The sequence below is a fragment of the Polaromonas sp. P4_F4 genome (assembly GCF_056401355.1).
Genome location: NZ_JBFUJO010000004.1, coordinates 37,720 through 61,875 on the forward strand (window position 1 = coordinate 37,720; position 24,156 = coordinate 61,875).

General features: G+C 64.3%; 28 protein-coding genes and 1 riboswitch. Of the genes, 22 read left to right on the forward strand and 6 right to left on the reverse strand.

Going from position 1 to position 24,156, the window contains the following annotated elements; genetic code table 11:
- Positions 1–79 precede the first annotated feature (79 nt).
- From AC1DUR_RS05890 to AC1DUR_RS05900, 3 genes are all read right to left on the reverse strand, one after another.
- Complete coding sequence (locus tag AC1DUR_RS05890) at positions 80–1,090, reverse strand: 2-dehydropantoate 2-reductase (protein ID WP_477720396.1); 1,011 nt, start codon at positions 1,088–1,090, stop codon at positions 80–82.
- A 17-nt stretch (positions 1,091–1,107) separates the two neighbouring features.
- The gene (locus AC1DUR_RS05895; protein ID WP_477720395.1) at positions 1,108–1,875 is read right to left on the reverse strand and encodes a fumarylacetoacetate hydrolase family protein; all 768 of its coding nucleotides are present in this window, start codon (positions 1,873–1,875) and stop codon (positions 1,108–1,110) included.
- Positions 1,876–1,960: 85 nt separating this feature from the next.
- Entirely contained in the window at positions 1,961–2,284 is a 324-nt protein-coding gene (locus AC1DUR_RS05900; protein ID WP_477720394.1) for an HAD family hydrolase, read from the reverse strand.
- Between the two features lie 155 nt (positions 2,285–2,439).
- Here AC1DUR_RS05900 and AC1DUR_RS05905 point away from each other — a divergent pair, with 155 nt between their 5' ends.
- Positions 2,440–3,369 (forward strand): LysR family transcriptional regulator, encoded by a 930-nt coding sequence (locus AC1DUR_RS05905; RefSeq protein WP_477720393.1) that lies wholly within the window; start codon positions 2,440–2,442, stop codon positions 3,367–3,369.
- Positions 3,370–3,388: 19 nt separating this feature from the next.
- On the opposite strand, the gene AC1DUR_RS05910 is transcribed toward AC1DUR_RS05905, so the two are convergent.
- The 3 genes from AC1DUR_RS05910 to AC1DUR_RS05920 form a co-directional block, all read right to left on the reverse strand.
- The gene (locus AC1DUR_RS05910) at positions 3,389–4,189 is read right to left on the reverse strand and encodes a sulfite exporter TauE/SafE family protein (protein ID WP_477720392.1); all 801 of its coding nucleotides are present in this window, start codon (positions 4,187–4,189) and stop codon (positions 3,389–3,391) included.
- Positions 4,190–4,557: 368 nt separating this feature from the next.
- The gene (locus AC1DUR_RS05915; RefSeq protein WP_477721478.1) at positions 4,558–4,902 is read right to left on the reverse strand and encodes a cell division protein ZapA; all 345 of its coding nucleotides are present in this window, start codon (positions 4,900–4,902) and stop codon (positions 4,558–4,560) included.
- Positions 4,902–5,138, reverse strand: coding sequence for a DUF904 domain-containing protein (locus tag AC1DUR_RS05920; RefSeq protein ID WP_477720391.1), 237 nt, complete (start codon positions 5,136–5,138; stop codon positions 4,902–4,904). The genes AC1DUR_RS05915 and AC1DUR_RS05920 overlap by 1 nt, the downstream gene beginning before the upstream one ends.
- A 36-nt stretch (positions 5,139–5,174) precedes the next feature.
- Positions 5,175–5,463, forward strand: a riboswitch (cobalamin riboswitch).
- Between the two features lie 81 nt (positions 5,464–5,544).
- On the opposite strand from AC1DUR_RS05920, the gene AC1DUR_RS05925 reads away from it, so the two are divergent.
- The 21 genes from AC1DUR_RS05925 (at position 5,545) to cobA (ending at position 24,152) form a co-directional block, all read left to right on the forward strand.
- Entirely contained in the window at positions 5,545–7,494 is a 1,950-nt protein-coding gene (locus AC1DUR_RS05925; RefSeq protein ID WP_477720390.1) for a TonB-dependent receptor, read from the forward strand.
- A 58-nt stretch (positions 7,495–7,552) separates the two neighbouring features.
- Positions 7,553–8,911 (forward strand): cobyrinate a,c-diamide synthase, encoded by a 1,359-nt coding sequence (locus AC1DUR_RS05930; protein WP_477720389.1) that lies wholly within the window; start codon positions 7,553–7,555, stop codon positions 8,909–8,911.
- Positions 8,912–8,934: 23 nt separating this feature from the next.
- On the forward strand, positions 8,935–9,831 hold the full coding sequence (locus tag AC1DUR_RS05935) for a cobalamin-binding protein (RefSeq protein WP_477720434.1): 897 nt from the start codon (positions 8,935–8,937) through the stop codon (positions 9,829–9,831).
- The gene (cobU, locus tag AC1DUR_RS05940) at positions 9,828–10,439 is read left to right on the forward strand and encodes a bifunctional adenosylcobinamide kinase/adenosylcobinamide-phosphate guanylyltransferase (RefSeq protein ID WP_477720388.1); all 612 of its coding nucleotides are present in this window, start codon (positions 9,828–9,830) and stop codon (positions 10,437–10,439) included. The genes AC1DUR_RS05935 and cobU overlap by 4 nt, the downstream gene beginning before the upstream one ends.
- Positions 10,436–11,311 (forward strand): ABC transporter substrate-binding protein, encoded by an 876-nt coding sequence (locus tag AC1DUR_RS05945; protein ID WP_477720387.1) that lies wholly within the window; start codon positions 10,436–10,438, stop codon positions 11,309–11,311. The genes cobU and AC1DUR_RS05945 overlap by 4 nt, the downstream gene beginning before the upstream one ends.
- The gene (locus tag AC1DUR_RS05950) at positions 11,308–12,342 is read left to right on the forward strand and encodes a FecCD family ABC transporter permease (protein WP_477720386.1); all 1,035 of its coding nucleotides are present in this window, start codon (positions 11,308–11,310) and stop codon (positions 12,340–12,342) included. Before AC1DUR_RS05945 ends, AC1DUR_RS05950 begins: the two co-directional genes overlap by 4 nt.
- Before the next feature lie 23 nt (positions 12,343–12,365).
- Complete coding sequence (locus AC1DUR_RS05955; RefSeq protein ID WP_477720385.1) at positions 12,366–13,133, forward strand: ABC transporter ATP-binding protein; 768 nt, start codon at positions 12,366–12,368, stop codon at positions 13,131–13,133.
- A gap of 34 nt (positions 13,134–13,167) precedes the next feature.
- Positions 13,168–14,022, forward strand: coding sequence for a precorrin-4 C(11)-methyltransferase (gene cobM, locus AC1DUR_RS05960; RefSeq protein ID WP_477720384.1), 855 nt, complete (start codon positions 13,168–13,170; stop codon positions 14,020–14,022).
- The gene (locus tag AC1DUR_RS05965) at positions 14,019–14,921 is read left to right on the forward strand and encodes a sirohydrochlorin chelatase (protein ID WP_477720383.1); all 903 of its coding nucleotides are present in this window, start codon (positions 14,019–14,021) and stop codon (positions 14,919–14,921) included. The genes cobM and AC1DUR_RS05965 overlap by 4 nt, the downstream gene beginning before the upstream one ends.
- Positions 14,918–15,592 carry a precorrin-8X methylmutase gene (locus tag AC1DUR_RS05970; RefSeq protein ID WP_477720382.1) on the forward strand — a complete coding sequence of 225 codons (675 nt, stop codon included), beginning with the start codon at positions 14,918–14,920 and terminating at the stop codon, positions 15,590–15,592. The genes AC1DUR_RS05965 and AC1DUR_RS05970 overlap by 4 nt, the downstream gene beginning before the upstream one ends.
- Positions 15,589–16,710 (forward strand): cobalt-precorrin-5B (C(1))-methyltransferase, encoded by a 1,122-nt coding sequence (locus AC1DUR_RS05975; protein WP_477720381.1) that lies wholly within the window; start codon positions 15,589–15,591, stop codon positions 16,708–16,710. Before AC1DUR_RS05970 ends, AC1DUR_RS05975 begins: the two co-directional genes overlap by 4 nt.
- 29 nt (positions 16,711–16,739) lie before the next feature.
- Complete coding sequence (gene cbiE / locus AC1DUR_RS05980; RefSeq protein WP_477720433.1) at positions 16,740–18,053, forward strand: precorrin-6y C5,15-methyltransferase (decarboxylating) subunit CbiE; 1,314 nt, start codon at positions 16,740–16,742, stop codon at positions 18,051–18,053.
- Positions 18,046–18,837, forward strand: a complete 792-nt coding sequence (cobI, locus tag AC1DUR_RS05985; RefSeq protein ID WP_477720380.1) for a precorrin-2 C(20)-methyltransferase — start codon at positions 18,046–18,048, stop codon at positions 18,835–18,837. Before cbiE ends, cobI begins: the two co-directional genes overlap by 8 nt.
- Positions 18,834–19,625: a cobalamin biosynthesis central domain-containing protein gene (locus AC1DUR_RS05990; protein ID WP_477721479.1), complete on the forward strand. Its 792-nt coding sequence runs from the start codon at positions 18,834–18,836 to the stop codon at positions 19,623–19,625. The genes cobI and AC1DUR_RS05990 overlap by 4 nt, the downstream gene beginning before the upstream one ends.
- The gene (locus tag AC1DUR_RS05995) at positions 19,622–20,065 is read left to right on the forward strand and encodes a cobalamin biosynthesis protein (RefSeq protein WP_477721480.1); all 444 of its coding nucleotides are present in this window, start codon (positions 19,622–19,624) and stop codon (positions 20,063–20,065) included. Before AC1DUR_RS05990 ends, AC1DUR_RS05995 begins: the two co-directional genes overlap by 4 nt.
- A gap of 19 nt (positions 20,066–20,084) precedes the next feature.
- Positions 20,085–20,807, forward strand: coding sequence for a hypothetical protein (locus AC1DUR_RS06000; RefSeq protein WP_477721481.1), 723 nt, complete (start codon positions 20,085–20,087; stop codon positions 20,805–20,807).
- Positions 20,808–21,027: 220 nt separating this feature from the next.
- Positions 21,028–21,219 (forward strand): CbtB domain-containing protein, encoded by a 192-nt coding sequence (locus AC1DUR_RS06005; RefSeq protein WP_049764243.1) that lies wholly within the window; start codon positions 21,028–21,030, stop codon positions 21,217–21,219.
- 15 nt (positions 21,220–21,234) lie between these two features.
- Positions 21,235–22,062, forward strand: coding sequence for a CbtA family protein (locus AC1DUR_RS06010; protein ID WP_477721482.1), 828 nt, complete (start codon positions 21,235–21,237; stop codon positions 22,060–22,062).
- On the forward strand, positions 22,059–23,054 hold the full coding sequence (cobJ, locus tag AC1DUR_RS06015; protein WP_477721483.1) for a precorrin-3B C(17)-methyltransferase: 996 nt from the start codon (positions 22,059–22,061) through the stop codon (positions 23,052–23,054). The genes AC1DUR_RS06010 and cobJ overlap by 4 nt, the downstream gene beginning before the upstream one ends.
- Positions 23,051–23,407, forward strand: a complete 357-nt coding sequence (locus AC1DUR_RS06020) for a (2Fe-2S) ferredoxin domain-containing protein (protein WP_477721484.1) — start codon at positions 23,051–23,053, stop codon at positions 23,405–23,407. Before cobJ ends, AC1DUR_RS06020 begins: the two co-directional genes overlap by 4 nt.
- A complete protein-coding gene (cobA, locus tag AC1DUR_RS06025) occupies positions 23,397–24,152 on the forward strand; it encodes a uroporphyrinogen-III C-methyltransferase (protein ID WP_477721485.1) in 756 nt (251 codons plus the stop codon). The genes AC1DUR_RS06020 and cobA overlap by 11 nt, the downstream gene beginning before the upstream one ends.
- Positions 24,153–24,156 lie beyond the last annotated feature (4 nt).

Genomic DNA, 24,156 nt, shown 5'->3' on the forward strand with positions numbered 1-24,156 from the left:
GTGCGGTCCGCATCACCAAGCCTCGTCGCGGCATGACCCGGCTCGACCTGGCCGCAGGCCTGAGCCTTCTGCGCCGCTTTCAAACAGCGGACTGAAGCCGCACCTGGCCGCGTTCTTCTTCCATGGTCTTGGCGAGCAGCTTGACCAGCGCGTACACGGTATCGATGTGGGGGGTCGGCGTTTGCGTGAGACGGCCCAGTTCCACAACCGATCCCACGAGTGCGTCGATTTCAGGCGCACGGCCGGCTTCGATATCCTGCAGCATGGAGGTCTTGTGCTTGCCCACCTTTTCTGCGCCGGCGATGCGCTTGTCCAGCGTCACGCGGAATTCAATCCCGAGCTTGTGGGCCACGTCCTGCGCCTCGCGCATCATGCTGGCGGCCAGTTCACGCGACAGCGGGAACTGGCAAATGTCTACCAGCGTGGAGTGGGCCAGGGCGCTGATCGGGTTGAACGTCAGGTTACCCCACAGCTTGAGCCAGATTTCGCAGCGGATATTGTCCAGTACGGGCGCCTTGAACCCGGCCTTGCCGAAGCACTCTGAAATACGCGCGACACGCTCGCTTGACGAGCCGTCCAGCTCGCCCAAAGGGAAGCGGTCGCCTTCAATGTGCTTGACCACGCCCGGTGCCACCAGCTCCGAGGCCGGATAGACAACGCAGCCGATGACGCGTCGAGCCGGAATCATCTCCGCGATCATGCCGGTAGGGTCCACGCTGTGCACCTGGCTGCCCTCGAGGGCGCCGCCGTGCTGGTGGAAGTACCAGTAGGGGATGCCGTTTTGCATGGTCACCACCGCCGTGTCGGGGCCGAAGAGCTTGGGCAGGTCGCCGGCAACCGCTTCAAGCTGGTGTGCCTTCATCGCCAGGATCACCAGGTCCTGCGGGCCGGCCTCGGCGTAGTCATTGGTGGCCTTGACGCCGAAAGCAACATGCTCCACGCCGTCATGCATGATGAGTTTCATGCCGTTTTTCCGGATGGCTTCCAGGTTGGCGCCCCGCACGATGAAGGTAACGTCTTCGCCGGCCAGCGCCAGCTTCACCCCCACGTAGCCGCCGATCGCTCCTGCGCCAATGATTGCAATTTTCACACCGTGCTCCAAAAAAGTTATTCGAACTGGTTTCTGAGTCTGCCGATACCGGCAATCTCGATCTCAACAGTGCTTCCTGGCTTCATGGACCCCACCCCGATCGAGGTGCCGCACAGGATGACATCGCCAGGGTACAGCGTCATGTCCTTCGAGATCAGGCTCACCAGTTGCTGCACTGAAAATCGCATGTCGCTGATGGGGTAGTCCTGGCGGATGTCTCCGTTGAGGATAGTTTTCACCACCAGCTTTGTCGGGTCAAGACCTGTTGCCACCACCGGTCCGAGAGGGCAAAAGGTGTCGAAGCCCTTGGCGCGCACCCATTGGGCAAAGGACGCATCGCGGTTCAGGATGTCGGCCACCGTCACATCGTTGGCGCAGGTGTAGCCAAACACATGGTCCAGCGCATGGCCCTCGGCAACAGCCTTGCAGGTCTTGCCAATCACGATGCCGAGTTCCCCTTCGAAAACCACCTTGCCGTCGCAGGCGGGCTTGCGGATGGTTTCGTTGGGGTTCAGGTAGGAATTTGGGGCTTTGAGCAGGTACAGCGGCTCGGCAGGCACGGGCAGGTTGAGCTTTTCCCCCAGTGCGCGGAAGTTGTTCCACAGCGCAATGACTTTGCCGGGCTGTACCGGCATCAGCAGCGTCACGTCGGCCAGCGGGAACATCCGGTCCGTGTGTGTGGCGCCGGCGAACATGTCGCCGTCCCACATTCTCACGCGCTCGCCCTCCAGGGTTCCAAAGCGAATCGTGTTGCCGTCTCGAAAACGCACCCATTGTTTTGACATACCAACCTCTCAAGTTTTAAAAAAATCGGCGCAGACCGGGTAACGGCACCCCGGTCTGCGCGCCCTGGCGTGGCCAATGAGCGGTTCAGGCTGTCAGCCGTGTGCGCGAATCACGGGCCCAGCTGACGCAGGGGGCGGGGCGTGCCGGGATATTCGCCATGCTGGCGTAGCAACGAACCTTGGCGGTTTCGATGGCGGCAACCAGGAAGTCCGCCTCGTAGGCGCGCAGCAGGTGCGACTGCTCGGTTTCCAGGTAGGTGCGCACGGCGTCACGGCCTTGGGCCTGGAGGCGGGCGTAGGTGGTGGCGTCCCAGTGCCAGTTCAGGCCCAGTTCCCCGAAAGCGGCGTTGTAGGCATGGCGGTGGGCTTCGACGGCGTGGTCGGCGGCGTGATCCAGGGCATTGAACATGGCAAGTCTCCTTCTATGGTTGGGTGCTTTTGAGGCACTGCCGGTGCGTCTTGCACCGGGCTTGAAGCAAATGTAGGAAAAAATAACGATTAGCGATAGTTAAAGTATTTAATAATGTTGATTACGTTTAAGTTATGGATTAAAAGGAAACCCGCATGAAGAACGCCACGTTGCGCCAGCTCAAGGTGTTCGAGGCCGTGGCCCGCCACCTGAGTTTTTCGCGGGCCGCCGAAGAGCTGCACCTCACCCAGCCGGCGGTGTCCATCCAGGTGAAGAAGCTGGAGGACCACGCAGGCCTTCCGCTGTTCGAGCAACTGGGCAAGAAAATTCACCTCACGCCTGCGGGGGTGGAGATGCTGCATTCCAGCCGGCTCATCATCCAGCAGTTCAAGGAGCTCGAGGAGGCGATGACGCAATTCAAGGGCGTCTCGGGCGGCAAGCTGAACGTGGCCGTCATCAGCGCCGGCGATTATTTCTTCCCGCGGCTGCTGGTGGAATTTGCGCGGCGCCACTCGGGTGTGACGCTGAACTTTGGCGTCTGCAACCGCGAAGAGTTGCTGGACCAGCTGGCCAACAATGTCACCGACCTGGCCATCATGGTGCGCCCTCCGCTGGACATGGACACCGTGAGCGAGCCTTTTGCGCCGCACCCCTACGTCATCGTGGCGCCGCCTGACCATCCGCTGGCTCGGAAGAAGCGCATCCCGGTGTCGCGCCTGGCCCGCGAGCCATTCGTGGTGCGCGAAAAAGGCTCCGACACCTGGAACTCCATGGAGGAGGGTTTCAGGGGGCACCTCGCCGATCTCAACATCGCCATGGAGATCAAGAGCACGGAGACCATCAAGCAGGCGCTGATCGCGGGCATGGGCGTGAGCTTTCTGTCAGCTCACACGGTCAGCCGGGAGTTGCAGGCGGGCAGTCTCGCGGTGCTTGACGTGCAGGGCTTCCCGCTGATGCTCAATTGGTACGTGGTGCACCGCAAGCACAAGCGCCTGCCGCCCGTGGCGCAGGCTTTCAAGGGATTTTTGCTGACCGACGGCGCGGCCTGGATCGAGCAGACGGTCGGCTTCAGCGTGAAGCGCTGACGCTGCCTGGGCTCCTGCGTCAGCGCAGCAGGAAGTAGCCTGCCAGAACGTACAACACTGCTGCGAAGACCTTTTTCAGCGGTTGTATGTCCATGCGGTGGGCTGTGCGCGCGCCCAGCGGCGCCGTGCTGATGCTGGCCAGCGAAATCACCAGCAGGCCCGGCAAATAGATGTAGCCCACCGAGCCGGCTGGCATCTGCGGCAGGTCCTGGCCCGCCCACATGTAGCCCAGCGTGCCCGCCAGCGCGATCGGGAACCCCAGCGCCGCCGACGTACCCACGGCGTCGTGGATCTTCACGTTGCACCAGGTCATGAAAGGCACGGAGACGAAGGCGCCGCCGGCGCCCACCAGTGAAGACAGCATGCCGATCAGCCCGCCCATGCTGAAGGTTCCCAGGTGGCCGGGCAAGGTGCGGGTGGGCTTGGGCTTGCGGTTCAGGAACATCTGGGTGGCAGAGAAGGCCACGAAGATCGCGAACAGCACCCCGAGGATCTTGCCTGGCAGCGCCACCGCCACCTGGGCGCCGACCACTGAACCCAGCAGGATGCCGGGCGCCAGCAGGCGAACGATGGGCCACAGCACCGCACCGCGCTGGTGGTGCGCGCGTACCGACGACAGCGAGGTGAAGCAGATCGTGGCCAGCGACGTGGCCACGGCCATCTTCACCGTGTACTCCGGCGGATAGCCTTGGGAAGTCAGGATCAGGGTGATGAAAGGCACCATCAGCATGCCGCCACCGATTCCCAGCAGGCCCGCCAGAAAACCGGTGCAGACACCCAGCAGGGCCATTTCAAGGATGAGCAGGGGTTCGAGGGTCATGTTTTGCCAGAGCCTGAAGACCCCGTTGACAGGTGAAACAGAGCGCCCGAAAAAAGCGGGCGAAGGATGCGGCGCGGGCCGGCGGTACACCGTCCGGTAAAGGGATAAAGGTGTCTGCGAGTGCCACCGGACCGTCATCCTGAACGCAGGGTTCAGGTGGGCGAGGGCAGTTTGGTTTCGGGTTCGCCTGACGCGAGACGATCACGCCTGCCAAACAATTTACCAAGCCCGAGCTCTATGAGCATTGGTTCAAGGAAATATAAAGCCCGGTGCGCATCGCAGACAGGCTCGATTGTAGGCCCTCGCCGCAGATCGTGCCCGGAAGATGGTGGATGCCGCCTGCCATGGGCGGCGTGCGGGAAACCGCTTCAGAGCAGGCGGCCGTCAATGCCGAGGGCATTGTCAAGGCGCTGCAGCAGGGCGGTCAGTTGCGGCTGGCTTGCGTGCTCCGCGCTGCTGGGGGTGCTGCTGCCGGTCGTTGTGGATTTCACGGCTGGAGCCGGCGCCTGGGCCGGGCGGTCAGRCAATTCGAACGCCAGATTCAGGGCCGCCAAAACCGCAATCCGGTCACGCGCCTTGAGCTTGCCGGCGTCGCGGATTTTGCACATGGCAAGGTCGACCCGGTTGACCGCGTCGAGCATGCGGGCATCGCCATTTTCGGGGCAGCTCAGCAGATAGCTCTGGCCCATGATTTGCACTTCAAGCTGTTTCATCATTCGGTTCCCACGGGCGTTTGGGCCGCATGATCGCCGTTTTCGGGCAGGCGTTCCAGCAGGGCGTCGACGCGTGCACGCGCCGCGGCGAGCCGCGATCGGAGTGAATCCCGCTCATGCGTCAGGACGCTGACCTGTTCGCTGAGCAGTGCATTGGTCCGCTGCAATTCCTCGTAGCGCACCAGCAGCCGTTCGACGCGTTCGGTGATCTGGTCGATTTGGGTTTGATTCGACATGGCAATGTTGATTGTATGGTTTGCCGCATGAGGCGGCGTAGAATCCTGTTTGTTGGTGCTCGCGGTGTGGTTCACATGCCGCAGTTCAACGGGAAGCAGGAGGAAGTCAAAGCCATCCGGTCAGGGTCAACCCTAGGCTGCAGGCGCTGCGACTTTTAACCTGCGCTGCCCCCGCAACGGTAAACGGACGAATGCCACTCCCACTTCACAGTGGAGGACGCATTCAGCTTTCATCACTAGCCACTGAGCGTCTTGAACACGCGCTTGGGAAGGCGATGAAAGCAGTTCCGCCAGCCCGGATACCGGCCAACAAGGTGAACGCGCGCGTCCGTAACTTGACGAGCGTTCGTAACGCTCATGCACTGGCGGGGAAGCCGGTGAGGGCATTTTGTTGATTGTTTGACCCATGAAAACCTGTGTTTCCGGTGCACGCCTTGCTGTACTTCCGCTGGCTATGGCCGCCGCATTTCCTTCCTTTTCGCAAAACCCGGATACGCCGCAATTGAAAGAGACCGTGGTGACGGCGACGCGCTTTGCTGAGTCTGGCAGCGGACTGACCTTTGGCGTCAGCGTGATCACGGCAGATGAGATTCAAAAGTCGGGGGCCACCACGGTGAATGAGGCCATCAGCAAACTGCTGGGCGTGCCTGCACGGCTCGACTTTTTTGGGGGCGGCAACTCTACGCTGGATTTGCGAGGCTTTGGAGCGACGGCTAGCAGCAATCAGGTCGTGGTGGTGGACGGCTTGCGCCTCAATGAGGCCGATCTTTCCAGCCCCAGCCTGGCCGGCATCCCGGTGGATTCCGTGGAACGCATCGAGGTCTTGCGGGGCAACGGGGCTGTGCTGTATGGTGAGGGCGCTACAGGCGGTGTCATCGTGATCACGACCAAGGCTGGCAAAGGGGTTAAACGGGGCAATACCGCGCAGCTTTATGGCGCGGTGGGTAGTTATGGCCTGCGTGACGCAGGTGCCAGCGCTACGGTAGCAGCCGGAGATTTTTCTCTTGACGTAGCGGCCAATCGCCGCGAAACGGACAATCATCGGGATAATTTTCACTCTGTCATTGATGGTGCTTCACTCACGGGCCAGTGGAGCAATGACTGGCTTCGATTGGGTGCCCGGTATGGCCGTGACTCCCTGGAAAGCGGGCTTCCCGGCGGACTGACTGCCGCGCAATACGCGTCGAATCCGAAGCAGGCGAGCAGACCCTTTGACAACGGATCCGTTGACAATGAGCGCCAGGGTGTTTTCGCCGAGGCCCTGGTAGGCGACTGGCAGCTCGGGGCTGATCTCGGCTGGCGTACCAAGAAATTCATCAGCCGCAGGCCCACCAGTGTTTTCGAGTACGACGTGGATGCGTCGACCATGGGCTTGCGCGCACGGCATGAGGCTAAAGGGTCCAGTCTGTCCAACGTGTTGATCTTCGGCACGGATAACAGCGATTGGAAACGCGTGATCGCAGGGGCTTTCGGCACCGAGAGCAATGCGAAGTCGCGCGCCTACTACGTCAAGGATGACGTCACCCTGCTTTCGACGGGCACACGCCTGAGCGTCGGCTTGCGCACGGAACAGATCAAGAAAGACCTGACCCCCCCGACGACCAGGCTGGAAGATCGCCTGCATGCTTGGGATCTTGGACTCAGCCAGCCTTTGAGCCAGGACGTGACGATGTATGGGCGCGTTGGGCGCAGCTTCAGGCTGGCGAATGCGGACGAATTCTCCTTTACGACACCCCTGATTCCCATCAAGCCGCAAACCTCAAAAGACCTGGAGCTGGGGACGCGCTGGAATTACGGTGAAGGCAAGGCGGAAGTTCGTGCATACCGCAGTGATTTGACCAACGAGATTGGTTTCGATCCGCTCTTTCCCAATCCAATCGCCTTTTCGGGCTTCGGGGCCAACGTCAATTTTGACCCCACGCGGCGCCAGGGACTGGAGCTGGAGGTCTCGCACGCATTGACAAAAACCATTGACATGCGGGTTAATGCGGCGCTGCGCAAGGCCAGCTTCAGGAGCGGTTCCTACGCCGGAAAAGACGTTCCCCTGACGCCGCGCCAAACGCTGGCAATTCAGGCAGACTGGCAAGTGGCCGCAGCGCACCGACTCAGCGGCGGTGTCAACTGGGTGGCGAAACAGCACCCTGATTTTTCGAACGCCTGCACCATACCGGCATACGCCACGGCGGATGCCCGCTATGCCTACAAGTTTAAAAATGCAGAGTTCTCGCTGGGGGTCAGCAATCTGACCGATCGCAAGTATTACTCGCAGGCTTTTTCCTGTACCGCCGGGGTCACCTCGTCAATTTATCCGGAAGCCGGTAGGGTCTTCACGGCTGCGGTGCGCGTGAACTTCTAGGGATGACGACTCAGGCCCGCCTGAACGATGTGAACGCCTAAAAAGGAAAGGGATCCCATTGTCCAACGCTTGTTGCCCCGCCATCCTCGTCGCCGCCCCGGCCTCCGGCCAGGGCAAGACAACGGTGGCCTGCGCCCTGGCGCGGTTGCACGCGCGCCAGGGCCGGCGGGTGCGTGTCTTCAAGTGCGGGCCCGACTTTCTGGATCCCTATTGGCTGACCCTGGCCAGCGGCGCGCCGGTGCACCAACTCGATTTGTGGATGACCGGCGAGGCCGACTGCGCCCAACGCCTGCATGCCGCCGCGCAGGAGGCTGACCTCATCATTGTGGAAGGGGTCATGGGCTTGTTTGACGGTGAGCCCAGCGCCGCGGACCTGGCGCAGCGCTTCGGCCTGCCGGTGCTGGCGGTGATTGACGCCAGTGCCATGGCCGGCACCTTTGGCGCGCTGGCGTGGGGCCTGCAGCATTACCGCGAAGGCCTGCGGTTCGCCGGCGTGCTGGCCAACCGCGTGGCCTCGCCGGGTCATGCCGCGATGCTGGAAGGCGGCCTGCGCGATGCGGCGCAGTGGCAAGGCGCGCTAATGCGCAGCGAGGCTTTTACGCTGCCCGAGCGGCATCTGGGCCTGGTCATGTCGGATGAGTTAGGTGACGCCCTGCCGCGGCTGGACGCGGCCGCCGACGCGCTGGCGGGTACGCCGCTGGGGCAGATGGGAACGACAGAGTTGCTGGCTTGGTCCGTGACCTTCGAAGCGCCTGAAGCGCCGGGCGAAGCTTTCCCCGCCGGTGCACTGCAGGGGCGGACCATCGCGGTGGCGCGTGATGCGGCCTTCTGTTTTCTCTACGCTGCCAACCTCGACTGTTTGCGTGCGCTGGGGGCTCAGTTGGTGTTTTTCTCGCCCCTGGTAGACACGGCTTTACCTGAATGCGACGCCCTCTGGCTGCCCGGCGGCTACCCTGAACTGCACGGCGAAACCCTTGCGGCCAACCGTGCCATGAAAAGCAGTATTACCGCCCATGTGCAGGCCGACAGGCCGGTCTGGGCCGAATGCGGCGGCATGATGGCGCTGTTTGAGCAGCTCGTGACAGTCGATGGCGCCAGCTACCCCATGTGGGGCGTGCTGCCCGGCAGCGTCAGCATGCAAAAACGTCTCGCCGCCCTGGGCCCCCAGCAGCTCGATGTGGTGGGCGGTACCTTGCGCGGCCATGCTTTTCATTACTCCACCTGCGTCACGCCGCTGCAAGCCGTCGCGCGAACCCGGGCGGCCCCCGGGCGCACGCTGCGTGGTGAGGGCGAGGCGCTGTTTGTGGCCGGGCCGACCTCCTCGGTGAGGGCCAGTTATTTTCACGCCTGGTTCGCCTCCTGCCCGGTTGCGACCGCGCAGTTGTTTGGCGCGCCTGTTCCTGAAAGATCGCCATGACTGACAAGAAAATGGGCTGGCAAATGGACTGGCGTGCGCTGGCTGGCCAGCAGGACACCTCGGCCGTCCGTCAACTGTATGGCCCGCAGCGCATCGTCTGCCTGACGGAAGAGCCCACCGAGTGGTTGTACCTGCTCGGTGAAGAGCGCCGCATTGTCGGCATTTCCGGCTACACCGTGCGGCCGCCGCGTGCGCGCGAAGAAAAACCCAAGGTCAGCGCTTTCCTGAGCGCGAAGATAGACAAGATTGTGGAATTGCAGCCCGACTGCGTGATCGGGTTTTCCGATCTGCAGGCCGACATTGCCTCGCAACTGGTCAAAAAGGGCATTCAGGTCACGATCTTCAACCAGCGCAGCGTGGCCGAGATTTTTTCCATGCTGTACCAGCTGGCGGCCATGGTGGGCCAGGAAGCGCGGGGCCTGGAGTTAATGCAGGGCATGCAGCGCCGCCTGCTGGAGATTGAGCAGGTCGCGGCCACGCTCAAGCGCCGCCCGCGCGTGTATTTTGAAGAGTGGTACGACCCGCATATCAGCGGGATTGCCTGGGTGTCGGAAGTGATCGGCATTGCCGGGGGTGACGACTGCTTTCCCGAGCTCGCCGCCAAGGCCATGGGCAAGGACCGCATCATTGCCGACGGCAGCGAGATCGTGCGGCGCAACCCCGACATTATTTTCGGCTCCTGGTGCGGCCGCAAGTTTCGCCCCGAGCATGTGGTGGCGCGCCCCGGCTGGGAAAACGTCAATGCCGTCAGAAACAGGCAGCTGTTCGAGATCAAGTCGGCCGAAATTCTGCAGCCAGGTCCGGCCGCCCTGACAGATGGCGTGGAGCAATTGCACCGGATCATCATGGCCTGGAGCCAAACCGTGGGCGCTACGGCCGGCACCGGCGGGTCGTCCTTGCCCCCCGAAAGCACGCCATGACGAACATGCCGGTGGTCCGCAGTGAACTGATTCTGGGTGGCCAGAGAAGCGGCAAGTCGCGTCGCGCAGAAAGGCTCGCGCAAGCCTGGCTGGCTGATTCACCGGACCATGGCGCCGTGTTCATCGCCACGGCCCAGGCTTGGGATGATGAAATGCGCGAACGCGTTGCACGCCACCGGCAGGACCGGGCCGAGCGGCTGCCCGGCATGGCCACTGTGGAGGAGCCGCTGCACCTGGCGCAGGCCATCGCGCAGCGCAGCCGCAGCAACACCCTGGTCGTGGTCGACTGCCTGACCCTGTGGCTGACCAATCGCTTGATGCCTGCGGAAAGGCCAGGTGAAAGGCCAGGTGAAAGTTCACGGCCAACAGAAGCTCCAGCCCGTGATTTATCCGCGGATATCGCCATGATTTCGAGCGCAATCCATGGGGCTGCCGGTCCGGTGGTGCTGGTCAGCAATGAAATCGGGCTGGGCGTGATTCCGATGGGCCGTGAGACGCGCGCCTTTGTCGATGCGCTGGGTTGGCTCAACCAGGACGTGGCCGGCGCCTGCGAACGCGTGACCCTGATGGCGGCCGGGTTGCCGCTCACGCTGAAAGGCTCGCCGTGAAGCGCATCGCCGGTTGGCTGGTTTTGCTGTGCCTGGTGCTGGCAGCGCCGGCCCGCGCCTTGCCCTTGCAATTGACCGATGACCGCGGCGTGACCCTCACGTTTGCGCAGTCGCCGCAGCACATCGTCAGCATGCTGCCTTCGCTGACCGAAAGCGTCTGCGCGCTCGAGCAGTGCCATCGCCTTATAGGGGTGGATCGTTATTCCAATTACCCGGCCAGCGTGAAGCGCCTGCCCGTGCTGGGCGGCGGAATCGATCCCAACATCGAGGGCATCGTGGCGCTCAAGCCCGATGTGGTCCTGGTGGCCACGTCTTCCCGGGCCACCGGCCGGCTGGAGGCGCTGGGCATAAAAGTCGTGGCGCTGGAGCCAAAAACCCATGCCGATGTGCGGCGCGTGCTTCGCAAGCTCGGCGCGCTGCTGGAGGTTCCCGACGACGTTGGCGCCGACCGCCTGTGGCGCGTCATCGACAGCAGTGTCTCGGCCGCCGCGCAATCGCTCTCGCCCAAAGCCAGGGAGAGTCGGGTTTACTTTGAGGTCAGCCGGGGGCCCTATGCCGCCGGCGAGTCCTCCTTCATTGGCGAAACGCTCACCCGGCTGGGCGTGAAGAATGTGGTGCCGGCGTCGCTCGGCCCCTTCCCCAAGCTGAACCCCGAATTTGTGGTGCGCGCCAATCCGGACGTGATCATGATCGGCAACCGCAGCATGCAGGCCATGGAGCCTTACCCCGGCTGGGGCAGCATCAAGGCGGTCAGGGAGCGGCGTATTTGCGTGTTCGACGTGGACGAGTCCGACGTGGTGGTGCGTCCCGGCCCGCGCATGGCCGAGGCGGCGCGCATCATGGCCAAGTGCCTTGAAGGCAAGCAGCGGTGAGGGCACCGGACCGTTCGTTCGCCGTGCATGACCAGCACCGCAAGGCCTTCTGGCTGGCCGGCGCACTGCTGGTGGCCACCGCGGCGCTGTTGCTGCTGGGCGCCAGCGTGGGCAGCATCGGCTTTGAGAGCGTGATGAGCATGCAACGCGACCCGCAGGCCATGCAAATCGTCTGGGAGATTCGCCTGCCGCGCACGGCTGGTGCGTGGCTGGCGGGGGCGCTGTTCGGCCTGGCAGGCGCCGTGGCGCAGGGCCTGTTTCGCAATCCGCTGGCCGACCCGTATTTGCTGGGCAGCGCCTCGGGTGCTTTGCTGGGTGAGGCGTGTGCGATGGTGCTGCTGGGCGTATCGCCTCTGGCCGCGCATTGGCTCGTGCGGATTGGCTTGACGGGCGCTGCCTTTGTCGGCGCCGTGCTTGCCGTGTTGCTGACCCTGGTGCTGGCCAAGGGCGTGCAACACACGCTGCGGCTGCTGCTGGCCGGTGTGGTCGTGGGGGTGGTGCTGGGCGCCGTCAGCTCGCTCATTTTGCTGCTGAGCCCAAACATCATGCAGGCCATGCAGTCTTTCATGTTGGGTAGCACGGCGTTTGTGGACTGGACCGCCTGTGCCGTGATGGCCCTGGTGCTGGCCGTCAGCGTGATTGCTGCCTGGATGATGAGCCATGTGCTGGATGGCCTGGCGCTGGGTGAGGCCACCGCGCAAAGCCTGGGCTTGCAGCTGCCGCAGATGCGGGCCGCGCTGGTGGCGGTGCTGGCGCTGGCCACCGGTGCGGCAGTGGCGCAAACCGGGCTGATCGCCTTTGTCGGCCTGGCCGCGCCGCACCTGGTGCGCTCGGTCGTCAAGACGACGCACGGCCGGCTCATTGTGCTGTCCAGCCTGATGGGCGCGGTGCTGCTGATGGCCGCCGACATTCTGGCGCGCTGGCTGATTGCGCCGCAGGAGTTGCCCGTGGGCGTGCTCACGGCGGTGTTGGGCGGCGGCTACCTGCTGTGGCTGATGCACCGGCATACCGGAAGAGGGGCAGGATTGTGATGGCTTCCATGGATCCGGTCGCCATGAATCCCATAGCGGTTGGCGCCCATGCCGTCAGGGCTCGCCTCGGAAATGTCGAAGTGTTGCACGGCATAACGCTGGCGCTGCCGCTGGCACGCTGGAGCAGCATCGTGGGGCCCAACGGTGCGGGCAAGTCCACCTTGCTCAAGGTGCTGGCAGGCCTGCTGCCTCACGCCGGCGACGTGGCCCTGCTGGGCCGTCCGCTGGCCGCGCTGCGCGCGCGCGAGCGTGCCCGGCAGCTGTCCTGGCTGGGCCAGAACGAAAGCTCGGCGGAAGATCTGACCGCCTACGACGTCGCCATGCTGGGCCGTCTGCCGCACCAGGCCTGGCTGGCGCCGCCCAGCGCGGCCGATCGCGCGGCGGTGGAGCGGGCCCTGCGCACCACGCAGGCCTGGGACTGGCGCGGCCGCCCCTTAGGCCAGCTCTCGGGCGGCGAGCGCCAGCGCGTGCTGCTGGCGCGTGCGCTGGCGGTAGAGGCGCAGGTGCTGCTGATGGACGAGCCCCTTGCCAACCTGGACCCGCCGCACCAGACCGACTGGCTGCTTATGGTGCGCGAGCTGGTGGCGGGCGGCAAAACGGTGGTCAGCGTGCTGCACGAAATTTCAATCGCGTTGCAGGCCGATGAATTGGTCGTCATGGACAAAGGCCGGGTGACGCACCAGGGGGCCTGCACCGATGCCGCCACGCACCGCGCGCTGGAGGAGGTGTTTGATCATCGCATCACCGTGCACCAGCTCTCGGGCCAGTGGGTGACTTTGCCAAAAATCTAGCGCGTCACCAGCAAACTTCAAACCCCAACACATCATGAAAACTCTCACTTCGCATCCGGAGGCTGATCGCGACACTGCTGCGTCGGGCAAGGTCTGGTTTGTCGGTGCAGGGCCGGGCGACCCGGAACTCATCACCGTCAAGGGCCGCGCGCTGATTGAGCGTGCGGGCGCCATCCTGTTTGCCGGTTCGCTGGTCAGCGAGGCTGCCACGCGCTGGGCCCCAGTGGGTTGCGTGATTGTTGACAGCAAGGACATGACGCTGGAGCAGATGTCGGCCTGGCTGATTGAGCAGGCTGGGCGCTGCGAAACCGTGGTGCGCCTGCAAACCGGCGATCCCGGTTTGTATGGGGCGCTGATTGAGTTGGTGCAACCGCTGGACGCTGCTGGAATCGCCATCGAGGTCGTTCCCGGTGTGTCGTCCGCCATGGCCTCCGCTGCGGCTGCGGTGGAAAGCCTGACGCTGCCTGAGGTGACACAAACGGTGATCTTTACCCGAGTGGAAGGCCGCACGCCCATGCCCGAGGGCGAGTCGCTGGAGGTGCTGGCCGCGCACCACAGCACGCTGTGCATTTTCTTGAGTATTACCTTGATGGGCCGCGTTACCGCGGCGTTGACCGCGGCGGGCTGGTCGCCGGATGCCCCCATCGTGGTGGTGCACAAGGCCAGCTGGCCCGGCGAGGAGAAGATCGTTCGCGGCACCGTGAGCACCATCCAGAGCCTGTGCCGCGAGGCCAAAATTGTCAGCCAGGCCATGATCATTGCCAGCCCGACGCTGGGCGCGCGCCAGTGGACGACCCTGGCCAAGTCAAAGCTGTATGACGCCAGTTTCACGCATCGCTTCCGGCGCGCCAGCGTCCCAGTCTCAAACCTCATCCAGGAGACCCCATGACCATGACAACCATTTTGCTGGTGGGCCACGGCTCGCGCGAGCCCGCCGGTAACGACGAGATCGAGGCCTTTACCGCGCGCTGGCGCCTGGCCCATCCGCAATGGCATACCGAGCTGTGTTTCATCGAATTCGCCGACACCGGCGTGGACCAGGGACTGGCGCGCGCTGCACAACAGGCGCAACGGGTGATCGTGGTGCCGCTGATCCTCAATGCGGCCGGCCACGTGAAGATGGAGATCCCGGCGCATATCGCGCAGGCCCGCCAGCGCTTTCCCGGTGTGCGCTTTGACTACGCACCGCACCTGGGTGTGTGCGATCCGCTGCTGACGGTGTTGCAGCGCCAGCTGCGCGATTGCATGCAGGCGCTGGACATGCCCGACCCCGGTGGCACCGGTGTCGTGTTGCTGGGGCGCGGCTCGTCGGACCGCCTGGCCAATGGCGAGATGGCCAAGATGGCGCGCTGGCTGCAGGAGGAGAGTCGCCATGAACTGGTCGACCTCGCTTTCACGGGTATCACGACCCCGCGGCTGGAACGCGTGGTGCAGCGCCAGGCGCTCATCGGTCTGCGCCAGATTGTGGTGTTGCCGTACTACCTGTTCACGGGTACGCTGATCCAGCGCATCGGGCGCCAGGTGGCGCATTTGCGGCTGCAGTACCCTGGTGTGCGCTTCGCGCTGGGTTCGTACTTTGGTTTCGAGCCCGAGGTGGCCGAGCTGCTGGCCGAGCGGGTGCAGGGCCTGCTTAATGGGAGCCTGGCGGCGGTGCCCGTCAGCGCGGAAGCGGCGCAGTGGCAAGGGCATCGCCATGACGACGCTCACCATGACCATGGTCACGATCATCCCCACGATCACGAGCATCACGAACATCACCAGCACGCTCCCAGCGCAGTCCGGGCATGAGCAGCGTCAACACTGTCACCGAGCAGCTCACTGCGGCCGGCCGGGCCATCGAGCACGACTCGTTTGCCGTGATCGACCGCGAAGTGGGGCCGCACGCCTACAGCCTCGACCAGTGGCCCATTGTGCGTCGCATGATTCACGCCAATGCGGATTTTGATTTCAACGGCCTGACCGATTTCCATCCCGCGGCGGTTAACGCGGGTTTGGCCGCCATCGTGTCGCGCGCCACCCGCGTGGTGGCCGATGTCGAGATGATTTGCGTCGGTCTGTCGGCGCCACGCCTGGGGCACTTCGGCATGCGCACGCACCAATTCATCAGCGATGCCGATGTGATCGAGACCGCCAAAGACGAGGGCACCACCCGTGCGGTACAGGCCATGCGCAAGGCACACCGGCTGGGCCTGATCGACGGCGCCATCGTCGGCATCGGCAATGCGCCCACCGCGCTGATCGAGATCGTGCGGCTGATTCACGAAGAGGGCGCCCGCCCGGCGCTGGTGGTGGGCATGCCGGTGGGTTTTGTTTCAGCCGCCGAATCCAAGGACTTGATGGCCCTGGAAACCGAGGTGCCCTGGGTCGTGATCCGTGGGCGCAAGGGCGGCTCTACCCTGGTGGTGGCAGCCATCCATGCGCTCCTGGGTCTGGCCGAGGCCAGGGAACTCGCCGCATGATGAAAAAAGACGCGCCCCGCGGCACCCGCACCGGTTTCACCACCGGTGCGTGTTCTGCTGCAGCGGCGCGTGCGGCGGTGATTGGCCTGGTCACCGGTCAGGTGCCCGATGCGGTGGAGTGCCTGCTGCCCAATGGCGACCTGGTGACCTTCGCCGTGCAGGATGGCCGCGTTGAGGGCGTGGGTGGAGGCGTGGGTGGGGGCGCATCAGCCCACGCCATGGTCATCAAGGACGCGGGCGATGACCCGGATTGCACCGACAAAGCGCATCTCACCGCCGATGTGCGGCTGCGTCATGATCTGCCGGGCCAGGTGTTGCTGGCCGGTGGTTTTGGCGTGGGCACGGTCACCATGCCGGGCCTGGGTCTGGCGGTGGGTGGCCCGGCCATCAACCCGGTGCCGCGCCGCAACATCGAGGCCAATGTGCGTGCCGTGGGGCAGGGCCTGCTGGATGAAGTGGGGCTGGAAGTGACCATTTCCGTGCCGCAGGGCGAGGAGATGACCAAGAAGACCTTGAACGCGCGGCTGGGCATTCTGGGCGGTATCTCCATCCTGGGCACCACCGGCATCGTGAAGCCGTATTCCACTGCTGCCTACCGCGCCAGCGTGGTGCAGGGCGTGCAGGTAGCGGGCACGCTGGGCCACGGCGTGGTGGTGCTCACCACCGGCGGGCGCACCGAAAAGTTTGTCATGGAAGAAATGCCCGAACTGCCCGAGCCCGCGTTTGTGCAGATGGGCGACTTCCTGCGCTACGCCATGGGTGCGGCGGTCAAGGCGGGCCTGAAGAAAGTCGTCATCGGCGGCATGGTCGGCAAGCTCACCAAGATTGCCCAAGGCGAAACCATCACCCACGCGGGCCGGGCCGAGGTGGACACAGGTTTGCTGGCCGAACTCGCTGCCAGCGTGGGCGCAGCGCCCGATGTGTGCGATGCCATCCGTGGCAACGAAACCGCCCGCTACGCCGGCGAGCGCATGGACGCGCTGGGCCTGGGGCAGGCCTTTCACACCGCGCTGGCGCAGCGGGTCATACAGACCCTGCGCACGCGCTACCCCGATCAATTTGAACTGAAAGTGCTGGTCTGCGACTTTGACGGTCGCAAGATTGCGGAGGCCTCTTGAATTCTGAACCGATCGAAACTATCGAAGCCATGGAAACCACGGAAGCCGTGGAAGCCATTGAAAAATGCCGCATCCTGGGCGTGCTGGACGACGGCATCAACAGCCTGAGCCAGAGTGCGCTGGCGCATCTGCAATCTGCCCAGCTGGTGATTGGCGGCGCACGCACGCTGCAGTTGCTGGCCGTGCAGATCTCCCCCGATGCGGTGCAGCGCGACCTGACCGGAGCCTTGTCGCAGGTCCCCGAGTGGATTCGTGCCGCGCAGGCCATCGGGCAGCGCGTGGTGGTGCTGGCCACGGGCGATCCGCTGTGCCACGGCATTGCGGCTTACCTGGCTTCGCGGCTGTGCATCGAGGCGATCGAGGTGCTGCCCAATGTCTCTACACTGCAGCTGGCTTGCGCCCGCCTGGGGCTGCCGTGGCAGGAAATGAAATTTTCTTCCGTGCACAGCCGCGACGCGGGCGACTGGGTGGCAGGCGCCGAGCCCAGCCACGGCCTGTACGCGCTGCTGCGCGACATCCGCCAGCACGACCGCCTGGCCGTGCTGACCAGCCCCGACAACACGCCCGATCGCATCGCCCGCATGCTGGTGACGGAAGGCCTGGCCGATGACTTTGAAATGGCGGTGGCCGAGCGCCTTTGCCAGAACGATGAACGCATCGTCAGCGGAATCAGCATTCATGCCGCCGCCCAAATGCCGTTTGCCGACCCCAACGTGGTGCTGCTGTGGCGCAGCAAATTGCGTGCACCGCAGGTGTTGTTTGGCCTGCCCGATGCCAGCTTTGAGCAGCGTCACCCGGATAAGGGCTTGATCACCAAAAACGAGGTGCGCGCCGTCTCGCTGGCGCGTATGCAGCTGCGTGCCGACAGCGTGGTGTGGGACATCGGTGCAGGCTCCGGTTCGGTCGGCCTGGAGGCGGCGCGGCTGTGCCGCCAGGGCCATGTCTATGCCATCGAGAAAAACGTCGACGACAGCACCATCGTGGGCCGTAACCGGCAGGCCATGGGCATCAGCAACCATACCCTGGTGCACGGCAAAGCCCCCGAGGGCCTGGCGGCCTGGGCTGACCCGGACGCGGTGTTTATCGGTGGCTCGGGCGGTGAATTGGCCGAGCTGATTGCGCTGACTCTGAGACGCCTGAAACCGGGTGGCTGGCTGGTGATGAATTTTGTGACCATTGAAAACCTGGGCACGGCGGTCGAAACGCTCAAAACCCTGGGCGCCAGCTGGGATGTCCTGCAGCTCCAGGCCTCGCGCAGCAAACCTATTTTGCACATGAACCGCATGGCGGCCGAGAACCCGGTGTGGCTGGTGTGTGCGCAGGCGGGAGTTCAGCATGGTTAAGCCCGGTCAACTCTACGGCGTATCGCTGGGCCCCGGTGACCCGGGCCTCATCACCCGCCGCGCCTGGGCCTTGCTTGAGCGCGCCGATGCCGTCTGGACCTACCCGGTGCGCAGCCTGCGCAAGGAAAGCTATGCGCTGGACATCGCTTTGCGCGCTGGCCTGCCTTTGCCCGAAAAACACCAGTCACTGCTGTTTCCGATGACGCATGACGTGGAAAAACTGGCGCGCCATTGGCTCAAGGCGGCCGAGACCGTGCGCGACTTGTTGGCGACCGGGCAAGACGTGCTGTTTCTGGTCGAAGGTGATGCCTCCACCTACGCCAGCTTTTGTTACCTGGCGCGCGTCCTGCGCGAGCTCGATGCGGACGCGCGAATCGACATCGTGCCCGGTGTGACCTCGTTCAACGCGGCGTGCGCTCAACTGCACATGCCGTTGTCGGAGCAGGACGACACGATCGCCATCGTGCCGGCCGCCTACGGCATTGCAGCGGTGGAGCGCATGCTGGACGATTTCGACACGCTGGTGCTGATGAAGGTCAAGCCGCTGCTCGATGACCTGATTGATTTGCTGGCGCGCCGGGGTCTGCTGGCGCACAGCCGTTTTATCGAGAAGGCTGGCTCCCCGGTGGAGCGCATCGTGCACGACGTGGCCGAACTCAAGGGCACCAAGGTCAACTACCTGTCGCTGCTGCTGGTCAAAAACCCCAACCGCGAACGCGGCGAAATGCTGCGCGGCTGCCGCAAGAAAACAAGCACTGAAATTGAAGAGGAAAACGAAGCATGACCCCCGACACACTGTCAAACGCCAATTCCACACCCGTTGCGGCGACCGACCAGGCCGTGCGCGTGGTATTGGTTGCCATCACCAAGCATGGCGCGCAGCAAACCGCCGAACTGGCGCGCCAACTGCCCCAGGCCAGCGTCTGCGTGGCCGACAAGTTCGCGCCGCTGATGGCCGGCCTGCCCAACCCGGTGCGCGCCTACAGCGGGGCTTTTCGCGACGAGATCGCCACGCTGTTCACCGACTTTGACCAGGTGGTGTTCTTCGTCTCGCTGGGCGCGGTGGTGCGACTGATCGCGCCGCACCTGAAGAGCAAGGATGAAGACCCCGGTGTGCTGGTGGTCGATGACGCGGCGCAGTTTGTCATTCCCGTGCTCTCGGGCCACGTGGGCGGCGCCAACGCCATGGCCGAGCAGGTTGCCGCGCTGCTGGGGGCAACCCCGGTGCTGACGACTGCCTCCGACGTGGGCAAGACCATTCCGGTGGACATTCTGGGCCGTGAGCTGGGCTGGAAGGTCGAGGCGCCCAAGATCAACATCACCCGCGTGTCGGCCCATGTGGTCAACGGCGAGCCGATTGCCGTGGTGCAGGAGGCGGGCAGCCCGAACTGGTGGACCCGGCCTACGCCGCTGCCCGCCACCATCCATAGATTTGAACGCTTTGAAGATGTTGATCTGAATCACTTCAAGGCCGTGCTGTGGATCACCCACGCCGAGGTCGCGGCTGAACGCTGGCAGCAATTGAATGAGCGCCTGGTGGTGTACCGCCCGCCGCAAGTGCCGGCAGCATGAAGCGCATCTCGATGCAAGTCGCCGTGGGCCTGGGCTGCGACCGCGGCACGCCGCTGGCCACGCTGCAGAAGGCGCTGGACGAGGCCCTGGCCCTGGCCGGTGTCCGGCTGGATGACGTGGCAGCGGCCGCCAGCATTGACCTGAAGGCTGACGAGCCGGGCCTGCTGGCCCTGGCCGCGCAGCACGGCTGGCCGTTGACCTTCTACACCCCTGAACAGCTGGCAGCCGTGCCCGTGCCCAACCCGTCCGAGACGGTGCGCAAGTACACCGGTAGCCCGTCCGTCAGCGAAGCGGCGGCCTTGCTGATGGCGGCATCGCAAGCCGGGCAAGCGGTTCCCGCCATTGCACTGCTGGTCGAAAAACACAAGTACCGGGACACCGATGGACGCAACGCCACGGTGTCGGTGGCGCGCTGCTCCGGCGCGCACGAGCCCCAATGATTTCAACCTCGACAAACCAATGAAAACAATGAGACCTTCGAGACCTTCTCTTCTTGCCATGGTCAGCACCGTCGCGCTGCTGGCTTACTTCCCCTTCGCGGCCCATGCAGGGCGTCCGATGGGAACCGACGATGCCGGAACTGTTGGTGCCGACACCTGCCAGGTCGAGAGCTGGCTTAAACGCAGCTCCGACCCGAAGGCCAGGACATGGGTTTTGTCGCCAGCCTGCGGCCTCGGCGAGGCCGTGGAGCTCAATGTCGAAATGGCGCGCACTGTGCCCGACGACGGCATCCGGTTCGAGAGCGGCCTGGCGGTCAAATGGGTAGACCCGGCCTGGAAAGCAGGTGCGCTGAACTGGGGGCTCAAGGCGTGGCGTGGCACGGCGCATGGCCGCGAGGCACCGCGCTGGGCGGCGACCACTTCCGGCGCGATGGGGCTGCTGACCTGGCAGGCGAGTGAGGCCGTGGCGGTACACGGCAATTTCGGGTTCGAGAAGGACCACGCCAGTCGCAGCACCGAGCCTTTGCTAAATCTCGCGCTCAGCTGGGATGCCACGCCCTCGTTGACCCTGGTGGCCGAGGCCATGACCGTGCGGCACAGCCCGACCCAGCGCAACCTGGGCGCTCGCTGGTGGCTGCAACCGGAACGCCTCGCGCTGGATTTCACCGTCGGCCGCAGTACTGGTGCCGAGCCGGCGCGCAACGTCACCGTCGGGCTGGGCTGGTACGGCATTGGGTGGTGAGATGAAGGAATTTTTTTGTTCCAGCCCTGAAAGGAACCTTCAATGAACTTCCCTCTCATCGTTCCCGCGTCGACTGCTGCGTCAGAGGTCCGCGCGAAGCGGCAGGTTTTGAGCCAACTCGCAGCCGCGGCAGAGCAACGGGCCACGGTGTCGTTAGCCCCATGTGACAGTTTTCCTTGGTCATTTTTTTTTGTTTCTCAACCCTGAAATGGAGCAACCCATGAACGCATCTTCTGCATCTTCCATCTCCCTTGTTGCGAGCGGTAGCGCAACCCGCAGCCTGTTGCTGCAATTGGCCGCCGGTGCCGCTTTGGGCCTGGTGGTGCTGTACGGCGTGGCTTTTGCTGAAAGCCCGCTGGCCCACAACGCCGCCCACGACGTGCGCCACGTCACGGTCAAACCCTGCCACTGAGCCCTGGAGCTTTTCATGTTGTTTCAACGATTGATTTGGGCCGCCCTGGCTGCCGCCTTGCTGGTGGGCAGTGTGCAGTCCGGTGTGCAGCAGTGGCAGGCCGTGCCGATTATTCTGGCGGCCGAGGTGTACGAGGGGCAAAAGGTCGAGGCACCCGCAGAGCCGCCCGCACCCGCTGCGCACGTCCACGCCGAAGGCGTGGCAGCTGAACACGCGCATGACCATGGCAGCGCCGAGGAATGGGCGCCGGCTGATGGGGCCGAGCGCATTTTCTGGACCTGGGTGGCCAACGTCCTGCACGCCTTCAGCATGGCGCTTTTGGTGTTTGCCGTGATGGGTGTCTGCCTGTGGCGCGGCACCGCCGTGCGTTCGCTGCCGCTGGCTTTGCTGGTGGCTGCGGCGGGCTGGCTTAGCTTTCACTTCTGGCCATCACTGGGCCTGCACGCCGAGATTCCCGGCATGGATGCGGCCCGTCTGGGCTCGCGCCAGGGCTGGTGGGTGTTGGCTGCGGGCAGCGCAGCACTGGCCTGTGCCTCGCTGGCGGGCCTGCGTCATCCCTTGCGCTGGGCTGCCGCAGCGGCGTGGCTGGCTTTGCCTTTTGTGGTGGGTGCACCGCACATTAGCGCCGACCCGTTGGCTGGCTTTAGCGGCGCAGCGCAGCTTGCTTTGCGCGAACTTGGCACGCAGTTCATCTGGGCCACCACTTGGGTATCGTTGTCGTTCTGGGCCTGCATGGGGCTGATATGCGGTGCGGCGTTTCAGCGCTGGCTGCGTCCGGTGCTGCATGCAACTTTTGAACGCTCGAAGCCGGTTGCATCGGCTGGCACGGCGGTGAGCCCATGACCGGCCCCAAAGGGAAAATCATGCTGGTGGGCATTGGTCCCGGCAGCCATGACCATATGACGCAGCGCGCCCGTGCCGCTATTGCCGAGGCCGATGTGGTGGTGGGCTACGTCACCTACATCAAGCTGGTGGCCGATTTATTGGAAGGCAAGGAGGTCGTGCGCAAAGGCATGACTGAAGAGCTGGACCGCGCGGTGCACGCGCTGGCCAGCGCCCGCGAAGGGAAGAAGGTTGCGCTCATCTCCAGTGGCGACGCTGGGGTGTATGGCATGGCCGGGCCCACCTATGAGGTGCTGTTCCAGGCCGGCTGGACGCCGGAGTCTGACGTGGAAGTCGAAGTCGTGCCGGGCGCGTCGGCCATCAATGCCTGCGCGGCACTGGTGGGTGCACCGTTGACGCACGACTTCTGCTCGATCTCCCTGTCCGACCTGCTCACGCCCTGGCCGGTGATTGCACGCCGGCTGGATGCGGTGGCGGCATCGGATTTTGTGGTGGCGCTGTACAACCCCAAGAGCGGCCGCCGCACCCAGCAGATCGTGCAGGCACAGCAGCTGTTTTTGCGGCACCGCAAGCCCGACACGCCGGTGGCCGTGGTCAAGTCGGCTTACCGCAGGCGCGAGCGCATCGAGTTCACCACACTGGACAAGATGAGCGACTGCGACATCGGCATGCTCACCACGGTGCTGATTGGCAACAGTCACACCTTCGTGCAGCATGGCCTGATGGTCACGCCGCGCGGCTATGCCAACAAGTACGACCTGGACGATGGCGGCAGTACCCGTGCAGGGGAAAGGGCAGGGCGCTCGCTATCCACCGGCCTTTTGGGCTGGATGGAAAATCTGCGCGCCGACCACGCGGAGGGCATCAGCATTGCCGCGCTGGCCCAGCAGCACAAACTGCCTGCGGACTACATCGAGGCCGTGCTGACCACGCCAATTGAAGAAGAGGCCGTCAAGGAAGAAACTGCCAGTACCGAGGAATCTGAAGCATGAGCGAAGAAGCGGTGGTCAAACCCAGGATTGGCGCTTACAAACGCCATTTGCTGATCTGCACCGGCCCACGCTGCACGCAGGATGGTGCGTCGCAGGAGCTGTTCGACAGCTTGGGCGACAAGTTCAAGGCGGCCGGGCTGCACGACGGCGAGATGCGCGTCAAGCGCAGCCGGGTGAGCTGCTTTGCCGCCTGCAAGGGCGGGCCGGTCATGTGCGTGCAGCCTGATGGCACCTGGTACTACAACGTCACGCCCACCAACATGGACCGCATCATTGACCAGCATCTGGTGGGCGGACAGCCTGTGGCTGATCTGGTGTTTCACCAGGGACCGGGGGACTGCCATGACGTTTGACGCACAGGAGCAAACCAGCCGCGGATTCGTGTCCATCGTGGGTGCCGGCCCGGGCCCGGTCGATTTGATGACGTTGCGGGCATTCGACCGGCTTCAGCGGGCCGAGGTGGTGGTGCACGACCGCCTGATCGCGCCGGAGGTACTGGCTTTGATCCCCCAGGCCGCCCAGCGCGTATATGTAGGCAAGGCCCTGGGCAATCACGCCGTGCCGCAAGAGGGCATCCATGACTTGCTGGTGGCGCATGCGCGCCTGGGCAAACGGGTGGTTCGCCTCAAGGGCGGTGACCCTTATGTGTTTGGGCGCGGGGGCGAAGAAGTGCAGGCCCTGCAGGCGGCGGCGATTGCCTTTGAAGTGGTGCCGGGCGTGACTGCGGCCAGTGGCTGCTCGGCGGCGGCGGGCATTCCGCTGACCCACCGCGACCTGGCGGGCAGCTGTGTATTTCTGCCCGGCCACCTGGCTGACGACGAAGCCACGCACGACTGGCAGGCCTTGGCGCGCCCGGGCCAGACCCGTGTTTTTTACATGGGCGTACAGCGCCTGGCGCAGATTGCCCACCAGCTCATCGCGCATGGCCTGGCGCCCGATACCCCGGCCGCCATCGTGCGCGACGGTGCCCGCGCCACGCAGACTGTCATCGCTACCGGGCTGCGCGACCTGGTGGCGCGCGCGCCGGCGTATGGCCCCCAGCCCGGCTTGCTCATCATTGGTGAGACCGTGCAACTCAGCCCCCATTTCAACCTTTAGGTGA